The organism is Variovorax paradoxus, assembly GCF_029919115.1.
In the GTDB taxonomy this organism is placed as follows: Bacteria; Pseudomonadota; Gammaproteobacteria; order Burkholderiales; family Burkholderiaceae_C; genus Variovorax; species Variovorax paradoxus_O.
The window spans coordinates 2301738-2318721 of the sequence record NZ_CP123990.1 but is presented as its reverse complement, the minus strand read 5'-3'; the positions used below and the strand labels follow the sequence as shown (position 1 = coordinate 2318721).

Below are 16984 nucleotides of genomic sequence, written 5' to 3'. Positions count from 1 at the left end.
ACCGACACCGACCGATGCTGCGCCTGACGCACGGAGGGGCCGTGTGGATGATGGTCGCCGTGACCCTGATGTGGGCCACGGCGGGCGTCGTCACGCGGCACCTTGCGCAGGCGCACAGTTTCGAGATCACCTTCTGGCGCAGCCTCTTCACGCTGCTTGCGCTGCTGGTGATCCTGCCGCTTTGGCGGGGCCGGGCGGTGTTTTCGAAAATCCGGCGCGGCGGCCGCGCGCTGTGGATTTCAGGCGTCTGCTGGACGGTGATGTTCACCGCCTTCATGGTGGCGCTCACGCTGGCTTCCACTGCCAGTGTGCTGGTGACCATGGCGCTCGGGCCGTTGTTCACGGCGCTGGCCGCGCGCATCTTCATCGGCCACCGGCTGCCCGTTCGAACCTGGCTTGCCATCGTGGTGGCCGGGCTCGGCATAGCGTGGATGTACGGCACGCAGCTGGTGCAGGGCGGGGCGGCGGGCGGATCGCTGCTTGGAACGCTGGTGGCGCTTTGCGTGCCTTTGGCCGGCGCCACCAACTGGACCGTGGTTCAGCATGCGAATGCCAAGGGGCAGGACATCGACCTGGTTCCCGCGGTGCTGATCGGCGCGGCGCTGAGTGCGCTGTGCACGCTGCCCTTTGCGCTGCCTTTTCAGGCGAATGCGCATGATCTCGGCCTGCTTGCCTTCCTGGGCGTGTTCCAACTGGCGATTCCTTGCGTGCTTTCAGTGCTTTGCGCGAGGGTGCTGAAGGCGCCGGAAGTCGCATTGCTTGCGTTGCTCGAGGTGATCTTCGGCATTGCGCTGGCGTGGCTGGGTGCCGGCGAAACGCCTGCGCCGAGCGTGTTGACCGGTGGCGCGCTGGTCATTGGCGCACTGGTGTTCAATGAGCTGCTTGCATTGCGCGGACGACGCACCACGGCTGCCGACAGCGTGCTCCCCAGCGCTCACTGAGCCGGTTCAAAAAGAAAAAAAGGCCCCGGCTTTCACCGGGGCCTTTTGCATTCAGCATTCAGCAGATACCGAAGCTTAAGGACGGGCAACCTTCCAGGCGCCGTTCAGGACACCGTCGCCGGTCTTGTCGCCCGGCTTGCTGTCCTTCGTCCAGTAGTAGAGCGGAGCACCCTTGTAGGCCCACTGCTTCTTGCCGTCTTCGCGCACGATGATGGTGTAGCCGCCCATCGGCTTGGCGGACTCGGCCACGGGGAGCGGCGGCCAGTTGGCGGCGCATTGGGCGTTGCAGGCGGAAGTGCCTGCGCCGGGCGTATCGCGAGCGAAGGTGTAGAGCGTCATGCCGTTCGGTCCGACGAGCACGCCGTCGGCGGTGCGGGTGGGTGTGTCGGGTGCGCTGGCGGTCTTGTTGGACATGCCACCGCAGCCGGCGAGCAATGCCGCCGCGAGGATCGAGGCGCTGAGCAATTTCATGCAGTTTCTCCTTCAGTTGAAAAATCGCGAAAACAAAGCCAGTTGGTTGCGCGACCGGGCAGTTTATGCCGGCCTCAAGACAAATCGCGGTAGGCGAGCGTCGCGAGTTTCAGCAAAACATCACGCGGCAGCTTGCCGGCTACGGCATAACCGAAGCCCTGGTCCACCCAATAGAAACTCGGCACGGGCCCTTCCGAGGCAAAACGGAAGGCCGTTTCGCGCGAAGCGGCTGTGTTGGTGGTCGCCGGGCTGTCGAGAATGCCGATGTAGAGCGTGACACGCTCGCCGGATGCGTCCTCGAACATGAATTGGGCGCGCGCGCCGCTTTCTCCGGGCAGGAGGCGTCCGCCGACCAGCGTGTAGCCCATCGTCGTCAGGTCCGGCACCTTGAGTGGCCTGTCCAGGCGTTTGGACAGCCATTGGACGAGATGCTGCTGCTCGGTGGCGGCCACCTCGACCGGATGCCTCTTTTCGGGCGCATAGACGGCATGCGCAATCGATGCGTCGTGCACGAACTCGCGCGTTGCAGGCGCCTTGGCCAATCGGGCCAAAGACGCGGCGCCATGCGCCGCCCACTGGGCGTTGCCAAGCCAGCCGGCCGCAAATGCGACCAGTACGCCGGCCGCCATGCCGCCCCAGCGAACCCAGCTGCCTTGCCGATGCAAGCCGCTATCGAGGGCGCCCGCCAATGCGGCGGGAATCGGCTCGTCGAGCAGTTCGCCGTGCAGCCGCCGCAAGGCCTCCCGCTGGCGGCGCCAAGCCGCGATCCGTGCCGCAACAGCAGGGTCATGCGCTACGGCTTCCTCGACCTCGGCCCGGCGGTCCGGCGCGAGTTGGCCGTCGACCAGCGCATGCAGTTCTTCGTCGGTGGGGGGCGAGGCGGGGCGGTTCATGGTTGGGCGGCAGATTCACTTCAGGAGGCGCAGACCGGGGCGGTTCGGCACGGAGGCGCCGTCCATCAACTCGCGCAGCCGGATGCGGGCGCGCGACAGGCGAGACATCACGGTGCCCGCCGGAACGCCGAGCACCTTGGCCACCTCCGCATAAGAGAAGTCTTCGAGCGTTACCAGCAACAGCACGATCCGCTGGTCCTCCGGCAATTGCATCAGGCAGCGCTGCAGGTCGAGGCCGGTGCCGAGGTCTCGGCCCGGATCGACGCCGCCGTGCAGCTCCTGTGCGGCCTCGTCCAGCGGCACGACGCGGTGCGGTGGCGGGGAGCGCCGCAGCTGGCTTGCGAAGATGTTGTGCATGATGGAGAACAGCCATGCGCGCAGGTCGCTGCCCACCAGCCACAGGCGCCATTTGCTGCAGGCTCGCTCCAGGGTGTCTTGCACCAGGTCGTCCGCCGCCCAGGCATTGCCCGTGAGTGCGCGCGCATAGCGGCGCAAACTCGGGATCTGCTCGGCCAGCAGGCGGGCGTCCATTGGGAGCGAGGCGCGTACGGCTCAGGGCTTGGCGGTTTTCCAGGCACCGCCGACACCGTCGCCGGTCTTGTCGCCCGGCTTCGTGTCCTTGGCCCAGTAGTAGAGCGGCCAGCCCTTGGCGGCCCATTGCTTCTTGCCGTCGTCGCGGGTAACGATGGTGAAGTCGCCCGCTGGCTTGTCGGCATCGGTGGCCATGAAGGGCGGCCAGTTGGTTGCGCAGCCGCCGTTGCATGCCGACTTGCCACTGCCGGCGGTATCTTTGTCGAAGGTGTAGAGCGTCATGCCGTTCGGCCCGACCAAGGCGCCGTCCGCGGCCTTGGGCTGGGCGAGAACGGGAAGCGCGAGCAGGCTGCCAAGCAGGGCGGCGGCAATGCCGGCGGAAGAAACGCGAAAAGGCGACATGGAAGACTCCTGGTTGTGGCGCACCGACGATCCGGTGACACCGCATAAACGCCTGCAACCGGCGTTTTATTCCATGCGCGCAAAAAAGAAACTAGCGGCTGCGGCTTTTCATGGCGCGCTCGACCTCGCGCTTGCCTTCGCGGTCCTTGATGGTGTCGCGCTTGTCGTGCTCGGCCTTGCCCTTGGCGAGTGCAATCTCGCATTTGACCTTGCCGGCCTTCCAATGCAGGTTGAGCGGCACCAGCGTGTAGCCTTTTTGTTCGACCTTGCCGACCAGCCGGCGGATTTCTTCCTTGTGCAGCAGCAACTTCTTGGTGCGGACGGAGTCAGGGTTGACGTGGGTCGACGCGCTCTTGAGCGGGTTGATCTGCAGGCCGACGACGAACAGCTCGCCGTCGCGGATCACCACGTAGCCGTCGGTCAGCTGCACCTTTCCTTCGCGCAGGGACTTGACTTCCCAGCCTTCGAGAACGATGCCCGCTTCGAAGCGTTCTTCGAAGAAGTAGTTGTACGCGGCCTTCTTGTTGTCGGCAATGCGGGAGGAGGTATCTTGTTTCTTGGTGGCCATGGCTCGGAAAGATGGGGACGCATGGCTTCAATACAATCCGTCGCGCACGCTGTCCCGATTCTATGAAAACCGTCAACAAGTCCGTCCTCATCTGGTACAGCGCCGAAGAGATGTACGCGCTCGTCACCGATGTGGAGAAGTATCCGCAGTTCCTGCCCTGGTGCGACAAGGCCCGGGTCATCGAGGAAGACGAGGCTGGCATGACCGCCGAAGTCGGCCTGGCTTTTGCCGGCCTTCACCAGAGCTTCACCACCCGCAACAGCCATGTGCCGGGGCGCGAAGTGCACCTCAAGCTGGTCGACGGGCCGTTTTCCAACCTCGACGGCATCTGGAAGTTTGCGCCCGTGGGCGAGCCCGGCGACCGCGCATGCCGGGTCGAGCTGCACATGAGCTACGGCTTCAGCAACTTTGCGCTGCAGGCGCTGGTGGGGCCGGTGTTCGACACCGTTGCCTCCAGCCTGGTCGAGGCCTTCGTGAAGCGCGCCGAGCAGGTCTACGGCAAGGAAGGATGATCGAAGTCACGCTGAGCTGCTCGGCCGCGCCGCGCGAGGTGTTCGAGCAAGTGCAGCGGCTGGCACCCGGGGCCACCGTGGACGATGCCGTGAAGGCCAGCGACCTCGCGCAGCACTTTCCGCAACTGGATTGGCGCCAGGCCATGACGCCGGGAATCTGGGGCAGGGAAGTCGAATGGAACCAGCCGCTCAAGGACGGCGACCGTGTCGAGTTATGCCGGCCCTTGGCGGTCGACCCCAAGGTGGCGCGCCGCGAGCGCTTTCAGCGGCAGGGTGCGCGCGGTACCGGCCTTTTTGCAAACCGCCGCAAGGGCGGCAAGGCCGGCTACTGAGCCGGCCGCCTCGCCTTACTTGCAGTCGCTTTCGATGATCGACTGAAGACGCTTCTGCTCGGCGGCGCGTGCCGTGTCGTCCATGATCTCGCGCTCGCCCTTGGCGTTGACCTTGGCCACGCGGATCCCGCTGTCGAACGTGGCCTTGCCTTGGCGCGCGCGTTCGCAGTTTTCAGACTTGATCTTGGCGTTTTTCTCCGCCTCGGCGGCCTGCTTGGCCTTTTCTTCGGCCTGCGCCTTCTTGGTCTTTTCCTCTAGTTCCTTGTCGACCGCCGGAGGCTTGGGCGCTGCCGCGGCTTCGCGGGCCTTGGGTGCCGCTGCCTCGTCGGAGCCGGCGCCCTCGGCAGGAGCCGAGCTGAAGCCCGTGCGCGCCGGCGGCGGAGAGCCTGCGCGGCGCAGGATGTTCTTTTCCGGAATATCGGGCGGCGGGGCCTGGTCGCTGAAGACCTTCTTGCCGCTCTTGTCGATCCATTGCCATTGCGCGCTGGCCGACAGCGGCAGCAGGCAAACACATCCCAGTACGAGCCAATGCGCGAATTTCATGCGGCGAGTTTAGCTGCCCTTACGTTTTGCAACATGGGCGGCCCACAGTTTCGACCCCGTCGAGTTGGAAATTGGCGACGTTTGGCGCTCCCGCAGCTGGCGCCCATATCGGCCGAAGCCCCTCACGGGACGGGTAAGTACCGGGCATCGTTACAATCCGTCTTTTGGAGCTTCACCCATGCGCCTTCTCGGCAAAGCGCTCACCTTCGACGACGTGTTGTTGGTGCCAGCGTTCTCCCAGGTCCTGCCCAAGGACACCTCCCTCGCCACCCGCTTCTCCCGCAACATCGCGCTCAATCTGCCGCTGGTTTCCGCCGCGATGGACACCGTGACCGAGGCTCGCCTCGCGATCGCCATTGCGCAAGAAGGCGGCATCGGCATCGTGCACAAGAACTTCACCGCGGCCGAGCAGGCTGCGCAGGTTGCCAAGGTGAAGCGATACGAATCCGGCGTGCTGCGCGACCCGGTGGTGATCACGCCCACGCACACCGTGCTGCAGGTCATGCAGCTGTCCGACGAGCTGGGCATCTCGGGCTTTCCGGTGCTCGACGGCGGCAAGGTGGTGGGCATCGTCACGGGGCGCGACCTGCGCTTCGAGAGCCGCCTGGACGTGCCGGTGAGCGAGATCATGACGCCGCGCGAAAAGCTCATCACCGTGCCCGACGGCACTACGCTCGCTGAAGCCAAGGCGCTGCTCAACAAGCACAAGCTCGAACGCCTGCTGGTCATCAACAGTTCCTGGGAGCTCAAGGGCTTGATCACCGTCAAGGACATCACCAAGCAGACCAGCTTTCCCAATGCAGCGCGCGACCCGAGCGGCCGCCTGCGCGTGGGCGCGGCCGTCGGCGTGGGTGCGGGTACCGAAGAACGCGTCGAGGCGCTGGTCAAGGCCGGCGTCGATGCCATCGTGGTCGACACCGCGCACGGCCACAGCGCGGGCGTGATCGAGCGCGTGCGCTGGGTCAAGAAGAACTATCCACAGGTCGACGTGATCGGCGGCAACATTGCCACTGGCGACGCAGCGCGTGCGCTGGCCGACGCCGGCGCGGACGCCGTCAAGGTCGGCATCGGCCCCGGTTCGATCTGCACAACGCGCATCGTTGCCGGCGTGGGCGTGCCGCAGATCATGGCCGTGGACAACGTGGCCACCGCGCTGCAGGGCACCGGCATTCCGCTGATTGCGGACGGCGGCATCCGCTATTCGGGCGACATCGCCAAGGCCATTGCCGCGGGCGCAAGCACCGTCATGATGGGCGGCATGTTCGCAGGCACCGAAGAGGCACCGGGCGAAATCGTGCTGTTCCAGGGCCGCAGCTACAAGAGCTACCGCGGCATGGGCTCCATCGGCGCCATGCAGCAGGGTAGTGCCGACCGCTACTTCCAGGAATCCACCACCGGCAATCCCAATGCCGACAAGCTGGTGCCCGAAGGCATCGAAGGCCGTGTGCCGTACAAGGGCTCGATGGTTTCCATCGTGTACCAGATGTCGGGCGGCTTGCGTGCCAGCATGGGCTATTGCGGCTGCGCCACCATCGAAGAGATGAAGAACAAGGCCGAGTTCGTCGAGATCACCACGGCGGGCATTCGTGAAAGCCACGTGCACGACGTGCAGATCACCAAGGAAGCGCCAAACTACCGCGCTGAGTGAGCCTGATCTGGCCAGACCTTGAAAATCAGGCCAGATTGGGATTAGAATTTGGGCCAGATTCAAACTTTCTGGCCCAAATGCAATCCATCGGCATCGCCGAAGCCAAGAACAACTTCTCTGCCCTGATCGACATGGTCGAAAAGGGCGAGGAGGTTCGCATCACCCGCCACGGCAAGGAGGTGGTGCGCATGCTGCCAGTGCGGCGCAAGCCCGTCATCACCGACGAGCAGATCGAACGCGAACTCGGCCAGATCGACGCGCTGCACGCCGCCATCAAGCCCGGCCAGTCGGTCCGCGCACTGCTCGACGAAGGGCGCCAATCGTGACAGCCTTCGTCATGGACGCTTCCGTCACCGCCGCCTGGTTGCTGCCCGACCAGGCCAGCGAACACACCCGCAAGCTCTACGCCGCCATTCGCCGCGACGAAGTGGAGCCGCAGGCGCCCAACGCCTGGCAATGGGAATGCGCCAACATCCTTGCCAACGGCGTGCGCAGCGGCCGCATTCCTCCTTCTGCAGTCGAAGGGCTGTGGAGCGTGCTTGACGCCATTCGCCATCGCGTCGAACTGCATGAACTCGCGCCGGCCCAGCACAAGGCCGTGCTCGCCGTGGCCATCGACGCAGGCGTTTCGCTGTACGACGCGGGTTACCTGTGGCTCGCCAAGTCGCTCAATCTTCCGCTCGCCACTTTCGACGAGCAACTCATCCAGGCTGCGCCGCAAGCGGGCGTCAGGCTGTTCGACATCTCAACGCTCTGAGTCCTCTCGCCATGCAACACGACAAGATCCTCATTCTCGATTTCGGCTCGCAAGTCACCCAGCTCATCGCACGCCGCGTGCGCGAAGCACACGTGCTCAGCGAAGTGCACCCTTGCGACGTGACCGACGAATGGGTGCGCGAATACGCAGCCGACGGCCACCTCAAGGGCGTGATTCTTTCGGGCAGCCACGCGAGCGTGTACGAAGGAACCACCGACAAGGCGCCGCAGGCCGTGTTCGAGCTGGGCGTGCCGGTGCTCGGCATCTGCTACGGCATGCAGACCATGGCGCACCAGCTCGGCGGCAAGGTCGAGGGCGGCCACAAGCGCGAGTTCGGCTTTGCGGCTGTGCGCGCCCATGGCCACACCGCGCTCTTGAAAGAGATTGCCGACTTCACCACGCCCGAAGGCTTCGGCATGCTCAACGTGTGGATGAGCCACGGCGACAAGGTCACCGAGCTGCCGCCCGGTTTCAAGCTCATGGCCAGCACCGAGAGCTGCCCCATTGCCGGCATGGCCGACGAGGCGCGCCGCTACTACGCGCTGCAGTTCCACCCCGAAGTCACGCACACCGTGCAGGGCAAGGCGATCATCGATCGCTTCGTGCTCGGCATCTGCGAAGCCAAGCCCGACTGGGTCATGCGCGACCACATTGCCGAAGCCGTGCAGAAGATCCGCGAGCAGGTGGGCGATGAAGAAGTCATCCTCGGCCTCTCGGGCGGCGTGGATTCGAGCGTGGCTGCCGCGCTCATCCACCGCGCCATTGGCGACCAGCTGACGTGTGTGTTCGTCGACCACGGCCTCTTGCGCCTGAACGAAGGCGACATGGTCATGGAGATGTTCGAAGGCAAGCTGCACGCGAAGGTGATTCGCGTCGACGCCAGCGACCTGTTCCTGGGCAAGCTCGCCGGCGTGAGCGACCCTGAAGCCAAGCGCAAGATCATCGGCGGCGAGTTTGTCACCGTGTTCAAGCAGGAGGCCGCCAAGCTCAAGGCCGGCGATGGGGGCCACAAGGGCGCAACCTTCCTCGCGCAAGGCACCATCTACCCCGACGTCATCGAATCGGGCGGCGCCAAGAGCAAGAAGGCCGTCACCATCAAGAGCCACCACAACGTGGGCGGCCTGCCCGAGCAGCTCGGCCTCAAGCTGCTCGAGCCGCTGCGCGACCTGTTCAAGGACGAAGTGCGCGAACTGGGCGTGGCACTCGGCCTGCCGCCGGAGATGGTGTACCGCCATCCGTTCCCCGGCCCCGGCCTGGGCGTTCGCATCCTCGGCGAAGTGAAGAAGGAATACGCCGACCTGCTGCGCCGCGCCGATGCGATCTTCATCGAGGAACTGCGCAACTTCAAGGACGACGCAACCGGCAAGACCTGGTACGACCTCACGAGCCAGGCCTTCACCGTGTTCCTGCCCGTGAAGAGTGTGGGCGTGATGGGCGACGGCCGCACCTATGACTACGTGGTCGCGCTGCGCGCCGTGCAGACCAGCGACTTCATGACTGCCGACTGGGCCGAGCTGCCGTATGCGTTGCTCAAGAAGGTGTCGGGCCGCATCATCAACGAAGTGCGCGGCATCAACCGGGTGACGTACGACGTGTCGAGCAAGCCGCCGGCGACGATCGAATGGGAGTGAGGTTCACTTTCCTGTAAAAAAGCCGCTGTTGCCAGCGGCTTTCTTGTTCCTAGTTGCGCCTCCACGCGTTCCACCAGCGCCGGGAAGGTTGCCACGGTGCGAGCGGCCGGGTGTCGAGGTCGTGATTTACGGACGGTGTATTGCCGCGAAGCTTGCGCACTTTCACCTCAAGGGCGTGGGCGATGCCGCGTGCATGCCGGTCTCCGCGAAGCGCGCGTCGGCGCCACTCTGCCGCCTGGGCGGCCAAGGCATGCTGATCTGAGTCGTCGTCCAGTTCCACCATGCCGGCATTGTTTATTTTTGCCGGTCGCCGGCTGTAGGCGGATGGAGTACACGGTTGTACGAAAAGATACAAACGCCAGCCTTTTTTGGCACAGTGCGTTCAGGCGTCGGCGCTGCCGTCGCCGAACCCGGCCGCACTCAGGCCGCAACCACAATCGGGAAGCGCGCCCGCAGCCCATCCGCCGCCCGCTCGAACGGCACGGTAACAGCGTCCCTTGCGGCTTGGGGAAGGTTGCGCCAGAGATAGTCGCGCGCGTTGCCCGGGTCGCCGGCCACGTAGAGTTGCGTGGTCAGCAGTTCACGCGTGCCCAGCTTCACCTTGACGTGAATGTGCGGCGTCCGGCCGCTGTAGGGCACGGGCCGGATGGTGCGGAAGCGGTAGCTGCCGTCCTCGCCGACTGCCACGCGGCCGAAGCCCTGAAAGGCCGCATCGGCGCGATCACCGTCACCGGGGTGGTGGTAATGGCCGTTTTCGTCGCATTGCCAGATCTCGACCTGCGCGCCGCGCAGCGGCTTGCCGTCCAAGTCGGTCACCGAGCCGTCGACCCACGCGGGCTGGCCGCCACGGTAGTTCAGCGTGCCGTTGCGCAGCAGATCGTTGTCGGAATCGCTCGGCAGGCGGACGGGATAGAACGGCCCTTCGGTTTGCGATGGCGTGGCCATTCGGGCCGCTGCGGGCTGGGCACGGGCACCCAGCCAGAGCGCGGGAAAGGCGACCATTGCCGCGGCGACGGTGCGCCGTGGAAGGCCGCCCGCACGGCCAGTTTGCTCGGGCGGTGCTCGATCCGGTGCGGATTCAACCTGGACAAATCCTGGTTCTGGCGCGGCGTGCATGGTTTGTCAGAGCGGCGCCGCACGCGCGAGTTCCGCGCCTTCGTCAATCGGCATCGGGCGTGCTCGCGGCATCTGGAACGCGCTGCGACCACGCGCCGCCTTGGCCCGGACCACACACCCTTGCGCATGATCGTTGATGAGGCCCATGGCCTGCATGAAGGCATACACGGTCGTCGGCCCCACGAACTTCCAGCCGAGCTTTTTCAGTGCCTTGGAAAGCGCAATGGAAGCCTCGGATGTCGAAGCGCTCTGCGGCTCCGCAAGCGATTCGGCAGAGGGCTCATGGCTCCAGAAGAAGGCGGCCAGAGAGCCGTGGCTCGCAACCAGTTCTTGCGCCCGCGCGGCGTTGTGGATCACCGCTTCGATCTTGCCCCGATGCCGGACGATGCCCGCGTCTTGCAGCAGGCGCTCGACGTCTCTCGCGGTGAAGCGTGCCACCTTGTTGAAGTCGAAGCCATGGAACGCCGCGCGGAAGTTTTCCCGCTTGGCAAGGATGGTGCGCCAACTCAGGCCCGACTGGAAACCTTCCAGGCAGAGCTTCTCGAACAAGCGGCGGTCGTCGGCTACCGGAAAGCCCCATTCGGTGTCGTGGTAGGCAAGGAATTCGGGCGCGGTGGCGCACCAGCGGCAGCGTGGTTGGCCGTCTGGGCCGTTGATCAATGCAGTCATCGGGTGGCTGTGGCTGTAGGTGTGTAGGGATATCAGCCCAGCAGAAAGCCGAGCCGCTCGTCGGCGCGAGCCGGCGCAATTTCCATGATCTGGGCGCTCACGACGTTCTCGGCGACGAACGGATCGGCATCGACCCGCGCCTGCAACTCGTCCATGGTCGTGCGGTGCGCGAGCACGGCACCCCCCCGGTTGGGCTTGAGGCTGCCGGCGAGCATGAACACGCCGTCGTCGAAACCGCGCTGCAGCCATGCCTTGTGGCCTTCCATCCACTGGGCTGCATTCGCCTTGTTGCTTGAGAACTTGAGGAGCACGATGAACATGGGTTTTTCTTTTTGCAGAGATGATGAGCCTGGAGGTCAGCGGTTGCTGGCGGCTGGCTTGGGCGCGCAGGACTCGAGCCATTCGCACAGCTGACGGACTTCCTGCTTGACGAAGGACTTGTCATGAAAGGCGTTGGCCAGCACGGCCACGCCCTGGCTCCGGGCGAGCAGGTGCATGGCGAGCGCATCGGCATCGGCCTTGCGGCCCAGCAGCGCGAACTGCTTTCGCAGCCAGACGCGGAACAGGGTGAACAGGCCGCTGGCCTGCTTGAGCGAAGGATGGTCCAGCTTGGCGAGTTCGGTGGACAGGGTGCCCACCGGGCAGCCGTGCCGCATGATGAGAGCCTGGTTGGCAACCAGGATGTGGATGAAGCTTCGGATGCGGCTCATGGGATCGGGGCCGCATGCTTCCCATTGCGCCAGCATGCCGCGCGTCTGGCCAACGCGCGCGGCAATCACCGCATCCAGGATTTCGTCCTTGGTCTTGAAGTGATGATAGAAATTGCCGCGCGAGATGTTCACCACCTTGGCAATATCGGCGAACGATGTGGCCTCGAAACCGCGCTTGTAGAACAGCTGGTCCGCGGCGTCCACGATCTGCTCGCGGGTGCTCTTGTCGGCCACAACGGTCATCTGCAATGGAATCTCCCGCAAACTAGGACGACTGTCCTAGGCGGTGCGGAGAATAGGGCAACCGTTCGGGTTCGTCAAGAATGAAAACCACCGAGCGATGCGGGTGCTTTCGGTAAGCTATGGGTCCAGCAGCAGTCCGAATCTCCGGGGGAAGACGCTCTTATTCTTTGCCATGCCCGAACAGCTTCTTCTCCCAGGTATCGATCCTCCACCGCCCCCTTTGCGACGTAGGCGCACTGCCGCGCCCGGCAAGGAGCGGCTGTCCAGATCACTCTTCTTCGCGATCTTTCCGCACCCTGAAGACGCCGCTTCGATTGCCGCGCTTGGCGCGCGCCTCAGGGAACAGCATGCGTTCAAAGGAAAGCTGACCGAGGCGCATCGCCTGCATGTCACGCTGCATCATCTCGGAAGCTATCCGGCGGCAGTGCCCCGCAAGCAGGTGCAAGCCGCAATGGACGCAGCAGCCAGCATGGCGCCTCCGTCTTTCAATGTGGTGTTCGACGAGGTCATGCGTTTCGACAAAAGCAAGGCGCTCGTTTTGTGCGGCGCTGAAAGCGGGACATCGGCGCTTGCGGTCTTCAGGCAGCGTCTTGGCGAAGCACTGGCCGATGCGGGCTTCAAGCCCGAGCGCGGCTTTACGCCGCACATGACCCTGGCCTACACGCCCACCAAGGTCGAGCGCCGTTCGATCGAGCCGGTCCGGTGGACGGCCGATTCGTTCTCGCTCATCGAAAGCCACGTGGGCGAAAGCATCCATGAGGTGCTGGGGAAATGGCCTTCGGCGCGGCCTGCTTGAGTCCCGCGGTCGTTGCCTTCTAGTCGCTGTCCGCAAAATTGTCGAACAGCAATCCGCGCAGCCATTGGTTGCCCGGGTCGCGATGCACCTTTGCGTGCCAGAACAGGTTGATCGCAATCTGCGGCAGCGGCACGGGGTGAGGGCGCCACACCAGACCGAACGGCTCGGCGATGCTCTGCGCCAGCCGCTCCGGCACGGTGGCGATCATCTCGCTCGAGCGAAGGATGTGGCCAATGGCCACGAAGTGCGGCACCCTGAGGCGGATCCGCCGTTGGATGCCTTGCGCAGCCATCACGTCGTCGGCCTTGCCGTGGCCCGTGCCGGCGGCCTGCACCAGAACATGGTCGGCCGCGCTGAAGTCCTTGAGCGACACGCTGCGCTTGCGCGCCAGCGGATGAGCGTTTGAAAAGAGGCACACATAGCGCTGCAAGAACAGCCGGCGCTGAAACACGCCCGCCTTGAGCTGCGGCAGCAGGCCGATCGCAATGTCGACGTGGCCGGCCTCGAGCTCATCGCGCAGGCTGGCCGCGGTGTTGTTGCGCACCGTGCTGATCGTCACGCCCGGCGCCGTGCCGGACAGCGTTTCCATCAGCTTGGGCGTGAAGTAGATCTCGCCGATGTCGGTCATCGCCAGCGTGAAGCTGCGCGTGCTGGTGGCGGGGTCGAACACCACCTGCTGGTTCAGGGCCGAATGCAGCGCGCCCATTGCGTAGGCCACCGGTTCGGCCAACTGCAATGCGAAAGGCGTGGGCTCCATGCCGCGTGCCGTGCGCAAGAAGAGCTCGTCGCCCAGCAGCTTGCGCAGCCGCGCCAGCGCATTGCTGATGGCCGGCTGCGAGAGGCCGAGCGATTCGGACACGGCCGAGACGCGCTTCTCGGCGAGCATGCGGTCGAACACCAGCAGCAGGTTGAGGTCGATGTCCTTGAGTTGCATACGGACCTTTATTCATGGCGGTGATGTAGCTGATTCACCGGATTCTATTGGTCAATCTGAATTCGCCGCGCATCATCCGCTCCAGAGACAAGCCGGCCGAACAACCCGGCGCACACAAAAGCTCACGATGGACCTGCACATTCACCCGATTGCCCGCACGCTCGAAGTCCGCCCCGGCGCGAACCTGCTCGAGGTGCTGCGCGAACACCATGTGCCGGTGTCCTACAGCTGCATGTCGGGGCGTTGCGGCACTTGCCGCTGCAAGGTGGTGGCCGGCCAGTTGCTCGACGCCGGGCAAGACGCGATAAGGCCCGACGGGCAGGGCGAGCGCTACGTGCTAGCCTGCCAGAGCACGCTGACCGAAAGCTGCACCATCGAGATTCCGGAGCCCGACGAGGTGGTGGTGCACCCGGCGCGCATTCTCAAGGCGACCGTGACCGGCATCGACGTGCTCACGCATGACATCCGCCGCCTGCGGCTCAAGCCGAACAAGCCATTGGAGTTTTCACCGGGCCAGTACGCACAGCTGCAGTTCGCGCCGGACCTGGCACGGCCGTATTCCATGGCCGGGTTGAGCCGCGATGCGGAGCTTGAATTTCATATACGCAAGGTGCCGGGCGGGCGCGTCACCGCGCACATCTTCGAGCAGTTGCGCCTGGGCGATTCGGTGCGGGTGAGCGGACCGCTCGGCACGGCCTACCTGCGCACGAAGCACCGCGGGCCGATGCTGTGCGCGGCCGGTGGAACGGGGCTCGCACCAATTCTCTCCATTGTCCGCGGCGCCATCGAGGCCGACCTGATGCAGCCGATTCACCTGTACCTTGGCGTGCGCTCCGGCGCTGACGTGTACGGGCTGGCCGAGCTCACCGAACTGCAGGCGCGGCATCCGGGCCTGAAGGTGCATGTGGTGGTCGTTACCGGACCTGCGCGCGAGAACCAACGCCAGGGCCTCATCACCGATGCCATTCGCGCCGACTGGCCCGGCGGCCTCGACGGTTGGCGCGCCTACCTCTGCGGCTCGCCGCCCATGGTCGAGGCCGTGACGCAACTGGTGCATGCGCGCGGCCTCGCACCCGAGCAGACCCATGCCGATGCCTTCTACCTGCAAGGCACCTGAAGAACAGAGACAGACGGACAAGAAAAGGAGACCCGCGATGAGCACGCCAGATGTATTTCCGATCGAGCTGCGATGGGACAGCGAGAAGACCAGCCGCATTCCCTTCATGGCCTACACCGATGAGGCGCTGCACAAGAAGGAGCTGCAACGCTTCTTCTACGAAAAGCACTGGTGCTACGTAGGCCTGGAAGCCGAGATTCCGAATCCGGGCGACTTCAAGCGCACGGCCATTGGCGAGCGCTCCGTCGTCATGTCGCGCGACGAAGCGGGCGCCATCCACGTGTTCGAGAACGTCTGCGCCCACCGCGGCATGCAGTTCTGCCGCGAACGCCACGGCAACAAGAAGGAATTCGTCTGTCCGTACCACCAGTGGAACTACACGCTCAAGGGCGACCTGCAGGGCGTGCCGTTCCGCCGCGGCGTGAAGCAGGACGGCAAGGTCAACGGCGGCATGCCGGCGGACTTCAAGACCGAGGAGCACGGGCTCAACAAGCTGAAGGTGGCTTCGCGCGGCGGCGTGGTGTTCGCTTCGTTCGACCATGACGTGGAACCGTTCGAGGAGTTCCTCGGGCCCGACATCCTTGGTTATTTCGACCGCCTGTTCGACGGCCGCAAGCTCACTATTCTTGGCTACAACCGCCAGCGCATTCCCGGCAACTGGAAGCTGATGCAGGAGAACATCAAGGACCCGTACCACCCGGGCCTCCTGCACACCTGGTTCGTCACCTTCGGGCTCTGGCGTGCGGACAACAAGTCGGAGCTCAAGATGGATTCGCATGGCCGCCACGCCGCGATGATTTCCACCCGCGGCAGCGCCGGCAAGGCCGCACAGGTCACGCAGGTGTCCAGCTTCAAGGAAAGCATGCAGCTCAAGGACCCGCGCTTTCTGGACATCGTGCCAGAGCCTTGGTGGAACGGGCCCACGGCGGTGATGATGACGCTGTTCCCCAGCCTCATCCTGCAGCAGCAGGTCAACAGTGTGTCCACGCGCCACATACAGCCCGTGGGACACGACGCCTTCGATTTTGTCTGGACGCACTTCGGCTTTGAAGACGACACCGAGGAGATGACGCAGCGGCGCCTGCGCCAGGCCAACCTGTTCGGGCCGGCCGGCTTTGTCTCGGCCGACGATGGCGAGGTGATCGAGTTTTCGCAGGAAGGCTTCGAGCAGAAGCCGTATCACCGCACCCTGGCAGAACTGGGCGGGCGCGAGGTCGGGAACACCGATCACATGGTCACCGAGACGCTGATCCGCGGCATGTACCGCTACTGGCGCGAAGTGATGGAGGCGGCATGAACCTCGACGCCAACGCCTACCTCGAACTGTCGCGCCTGTACGCGGCCTATGCGCATGCCGTCGATTCAGGGCAGTGGGACTTGTGGCCCGCGTTCTTCATCGACGAGTGCAGCTACAGGCTGCAGCCGCGCGAGAACCACGAGCGCGGGCTGCCGCTTGCCACGCTGTCCTTCGAGAGCCGGGGCATGCTCGAAGACCGGGTCTACGGCATCAAGGAAACGCTGTTTCACGACCCGTACTACCAGCGCCACGTGGTAGGCCTGCCGCTGGTGCACAAGGTCGATGCCGACGGCACGATCCACAGCGAGGCCAACTACGCGGTGTTCCGCACCAAGCTTGACCAGGCCTCGACCGTGTTCAACGTCGGCCGCTACATCGACACGGTGGTTGCGACCCCTGAAGGACTGAAGTTCGCGACACGTCTTTGCGTGTTCGACAGCGAGATGATCCCCAACTCGATCATCTATCCCATCTGAGCCACAAGATCCGAAGGCATCCACCTATGACCACAGTGACATGGATCGACGCGGCGTCGGTCGACGAGGTTCCCGCCGACGACGTGGTGGGTATCGAAGTGCAGGGCAGGGACATTGCCCTGTACGGCACCGAAGACGGCATTCACGCGACCGACAACATCTGCACCCACGGCCACGCGCGGCTTTGCGACGGCTTCCTGGAGGGCCACGAGATCGAATGCCCGCTGCACCAGGGCCGCTTCGATGTGCGCACCGGCAAGGCCATGTGCGCGCCGCTCACCGAGGACCTGCGCAGCTATCCGGTGAAGATCGAGGGCGGGCGGGTGTACCTCGCCATCGAGCAGTAGCCGGTCTTCCGGCGATCTGTTGCGCATCGGGTCTGCGCAATCTGTACCTG

General features: G+C 64.7%; 23 protein-coding genes. 12 read left to right on the top strand and 11 right to left on the bottom strand.

Features of this window, described 5'->3' with window-relative positions; translation table 11 throughout:
• Positions 1–14: 14 nt before the first annotated feature.
• Positions 15–941, top strand: coding sequence for a DMT family transporter (locus QHG62_RS11325; RefSeq protein ID WP_281150944.1), 927 nt, complete (start codon positions 15–17; stop codon positions 939–941).
• Positions 942–1016: 75 nt separating this feature from the next.
• Here QHG62_RS11325 and QHG62_RS11320 read toward each other — a convergent pair whose 3' ends face one another.
• The 5 genes from QHG62_RS11320 to smpB form a co-directional block, all read right to left on the bottom strand.
• A complete protein-coding gene (locus tag QHG62_RS11320; protein ID WP_281150943.1) occupies positions 1017–1412 on the bottom strand; it encodes a COG4315 family predicted lipoprotein in 396 nt (131 codons plus the stop codon).
• 74 nt (positions 1413–1486) lie between these two features.
• Entirely contained in the window at positions 1487–2305 is an 819-nt protein-coding gene (locus tag QHG62_RS11315) for an anti-sigma factor family protein (protein ID WP_281150942.1), read from the bottom strand.
• Between the two features lie 15 nt (positions 2306–2320).
• Positions 2321–2836 (bottom strand): sigma-70 family RNA polymerase sigma factor, encoded by a 516-nt coding sequence (locus QHG62_RS11310; protein ID WP_281150941.1) that lies wholly within the window; start codon positions 2834–2836, stop codon positions 2321–2323.
• A 21-nt stretch (positions 2837–2857) separates the two neighbouring features.
• Positions 2858–3238, bottom strand: a complete 381-nt coding sequence (locus tag QHG62_RS11305) for a COG4315 family predicted lipoprotein (RefSeq protein ID WP_281150940.1) — start codon at positions 3236–3238, stop codon at positions 2858–2860.
• A 91-nt stretch (positions 3239–3329) separates the two neighbouring features.
• The gene (smpB, locus tag QHG62_RS11300) at positions 3330–3806 is read right to left on the bottom strand and encodes an SsrA-binding protein SmpB (RefSeq protein ID WP_157613979.1); all 477 of its coding nucleotides are present in this window, start codon (positions 3804–3806) and stop codon (positions 3330–3332) included.
• A 62-nt stretch (positions 3807–3868) separates the two neighbouring features.
• Here smpB and QHG62_RS11295 point away from each other — a divergent pair, with 62 nt between their 5' ends.
• Both QHG62_RS11295 and QHG62_RS11290 read left to right on the top strand, forming a co-directional pair.
• Entirely contained in the window at positions 3869–4318 is a 450-nt protein-coding gene (locus tag QHG62_RS11295) for a type II toxin-antitoxin system RatA family toxin (protein WP_126745891.1), read from the top strand.
• Positions 4315–4650: an RnfH family protein gene (locus QHG62_RS11290; RefSeq protein WP_281150939.1), complete on the top strand. Its 336-nt coding sequence runs from the start codon at positions 4315–4317 to the stop codon at positions 4648–4650. Before QHG62_RS11295 ends, QHG62_RS11290 begins: the two co-directional genes overlap by 4 nt.
• Positions 4651–4665: 15 nt before the next feature.
• Here QHG62_RS11290 and QHG62_RS11285 read toward each other — a convergent pair whose 3' ends face one another.
• Entirely contained in the window at positions 4666–5193 is a 528-nt protein-coding gene (locus tag QHG62_RS11285) for a DUF4124 domain-containing protein (protein WP_281150938.1), read from the bottom strand.
• Positions 5194–5371: 178 nt separating this feature from the next.
• Here QHG62_RS11285 and guaB point away from each other — a divergent pair, with 178 nt between their 5' ends.
• The 4 genes from guaB to guaA all read left to right on the top strand — a co-directional run bounded on the left by guaB (position 5372) and on the right by guaA (position 9229).
• The gene (gene guaB / locus QHG62_RS11280) at positions 5372–6841 is read left to right on the top strand and encodes an IMP dehydrogenase (protein ID WP_281150937.1); all 1470 of its coding nucleotides are present in this window, start codon (positions 5372–5374) and stop codon (positions 6839–6841) included.
• 77 nt (positions 6842–6918) lie between these two features.
• Entirely contained in the window at positions 6919–7167 is a 249-nt protein-coding gene (locus QHG62_RS11275) for a type II toxin-antitoxin system Phd/YefM family antitoxin (RefSeq protein ID WP_281150936.1), read from the top strand.
• 11 nt (positions 7168–7178) lie between these two features.
• A complete protein-coding gene (locus QHG62_RS11270; protein ID WP_126746073.1) occupies positions 7179–7598 on the top strand; it encodes a type II toxin-antitoxin system VapC family toxin in 420 nt (139 codons plus the stop codon).
• Positions 7599–7609: 11 nt separating this feature from the next.
• On the top strand, positions 7610–9229 hold the full coding sequence (gene guaA / locus QHG62_RS11265) for a glutamine-hydrolyzing GMP synthase (protein ID WP_281150935.1): 1620 nt from the start codon (positions 7610–7612) through the stop codon (positions 9227–9229).
• Positions 9230–9649: 420 nt separating this feature from the next.
• On the opposite strand, the gene QHG62_RS11260 is transcribed toward guaA, so the two are convergent.
• From QHG62_RS11260 to QHG62_RS11245, 4 genes are all read right to left on the bottom strand, one after another.
• Positions 9650–10231, bottom strand: a complete 582-nt coding sequence (locus QHG62_RS11260) for a protocatechuate 3,4-dioxygenase (protein ID WP_281150934.1) — start codon at positions 10229–10231, stop codon at positions 9650–9652.
• A gap of 120 nt (positions 10232–10351) precedes the next feature.
• Positions 10352–11014 (bottom strand): DNA-3-methyladenine glycosylase I, encoded by a 663-nt coding sequence (locus QHG62_RS11255; RefSeq protein WP_281150933.1) that lies wholly within the window; start codon positions 11012–11014, stop codon positions 10352–10354.
• Positions 11015–11046: 32 nt separating this feature from the next.
• Positions 11047–11334, bottom strand: coding sequence for a YciI family protein (locus QHG62_RS11250; RefSeq protein WP_281150932.1), 288 nt, complete (start codon positions 11332–11334; stop codon positions 11047–11049).
• Positions 11335–11370: 36 nt separating this feature from the next.
• The gene (locus tag QHG62_RS11245; RefSeq protein WP_281151591.1) at positions 11371–11967 is read right to left on the bottom strand and encodes a TetR/AcrR family transcriptional regulator; all 597 of its coding nucleotides are present in this window, start codon (positions 11965–11967) and stop codon (positions 11371–11373) included.
• A gap of 97 nt (positions 11968–12064) precedes the next feature.
• Here QHG62_RS11245 and thpR point away from each other — a divergent pair, with 97 nt between their 5' ends.
• Positions 12065–12763, top strand: coding sequence for an RNA 2',3'-cyclic phosphodiesterase (gene thpR, locus QHG62_RS11240; protein ID WP_348638689.1), 699 nt, complete (start codon positions 12065–12067; stop codon positions 12761–12763).
• Positions 12764–12782: 19 nt separating this feature from the next.
• Here thpR and QHG62_RS11235 read toward each other — a convergent pair whose 3' ends face one another.
• Positions 12783–13697 carry a LysR family transcriptional regulator gene (locus QHG62_RS11235; RefSeq protein ID WP_281150930.1) on the bottom strand — a complete coding sequence of 305 codons (915 nt, stop codon included), beginning with the start codon at positions 13695–13697 and terminating at the stop codon, positions 12783–12785.
• Between the two features lie 127 nt (positions 13698–13824).
• On the opposite strand from QHG62_RS11235, the gene QHG62_RS11230 reads away from it, so the two are divergent.
• Genes QHG62_RS11230 through QHG62_RS11215 form a run of 4 tightly spaced genes read left to right on the top strand, consistent with a single transcriptional unit; the run spans position 13825 to position 16934 of the window.
• The gene (locus QHG62_RS11230; RefSeq protein WP_281150929.1) at positions 13825–14814 is read left to right on the top strand and encodes a 2Fe-2S iron-sulfur cluster-binding protein; all 990 of its coding nucleotides are present in this window, start codon (positions 13825–13827) and stop codon (positions 14812–14814) included.
• A 37-nt stretch (positions 14815–14851) separates the two neighbouring features.
• Entirely contained in the window at positions 14852–16111 is a 1260-nt protein-coding gene (locus QHG62_RS11225; protein WP_281150928.1) for an aromatic ring-hydroxylating dioxygenase subunit alpha, read from the top strand.
• Positions 16108–16587, top strand: coding sequence for an aromatic-ring-hydroxylating dioxygenase subunit beta (locus QHG62_RS11220; RefSeq protein ID WP_157613961.1), 480 nt, complete (start codon positions 16108–16110; stop codon positions 16585–16587). Before QHG62_RS11225 ends, QHG62_RS11220 begins: the two co-directional genes overlap by 4 nt.
• Before the next feature lie 26 nt (positions 16588–16613).
• A complete protein-coding gene (locus QHG62_RS11215; RefSeq protein WP_126745865.1) occupies positions 16614–16934 on the top strand; it encodes a non-heme iron oxygenase ferredoxin subunit in 321 nt (106 codons plus the stop codon).
• Positions 16935–16984: the final 50 nt, after the last annotated feature.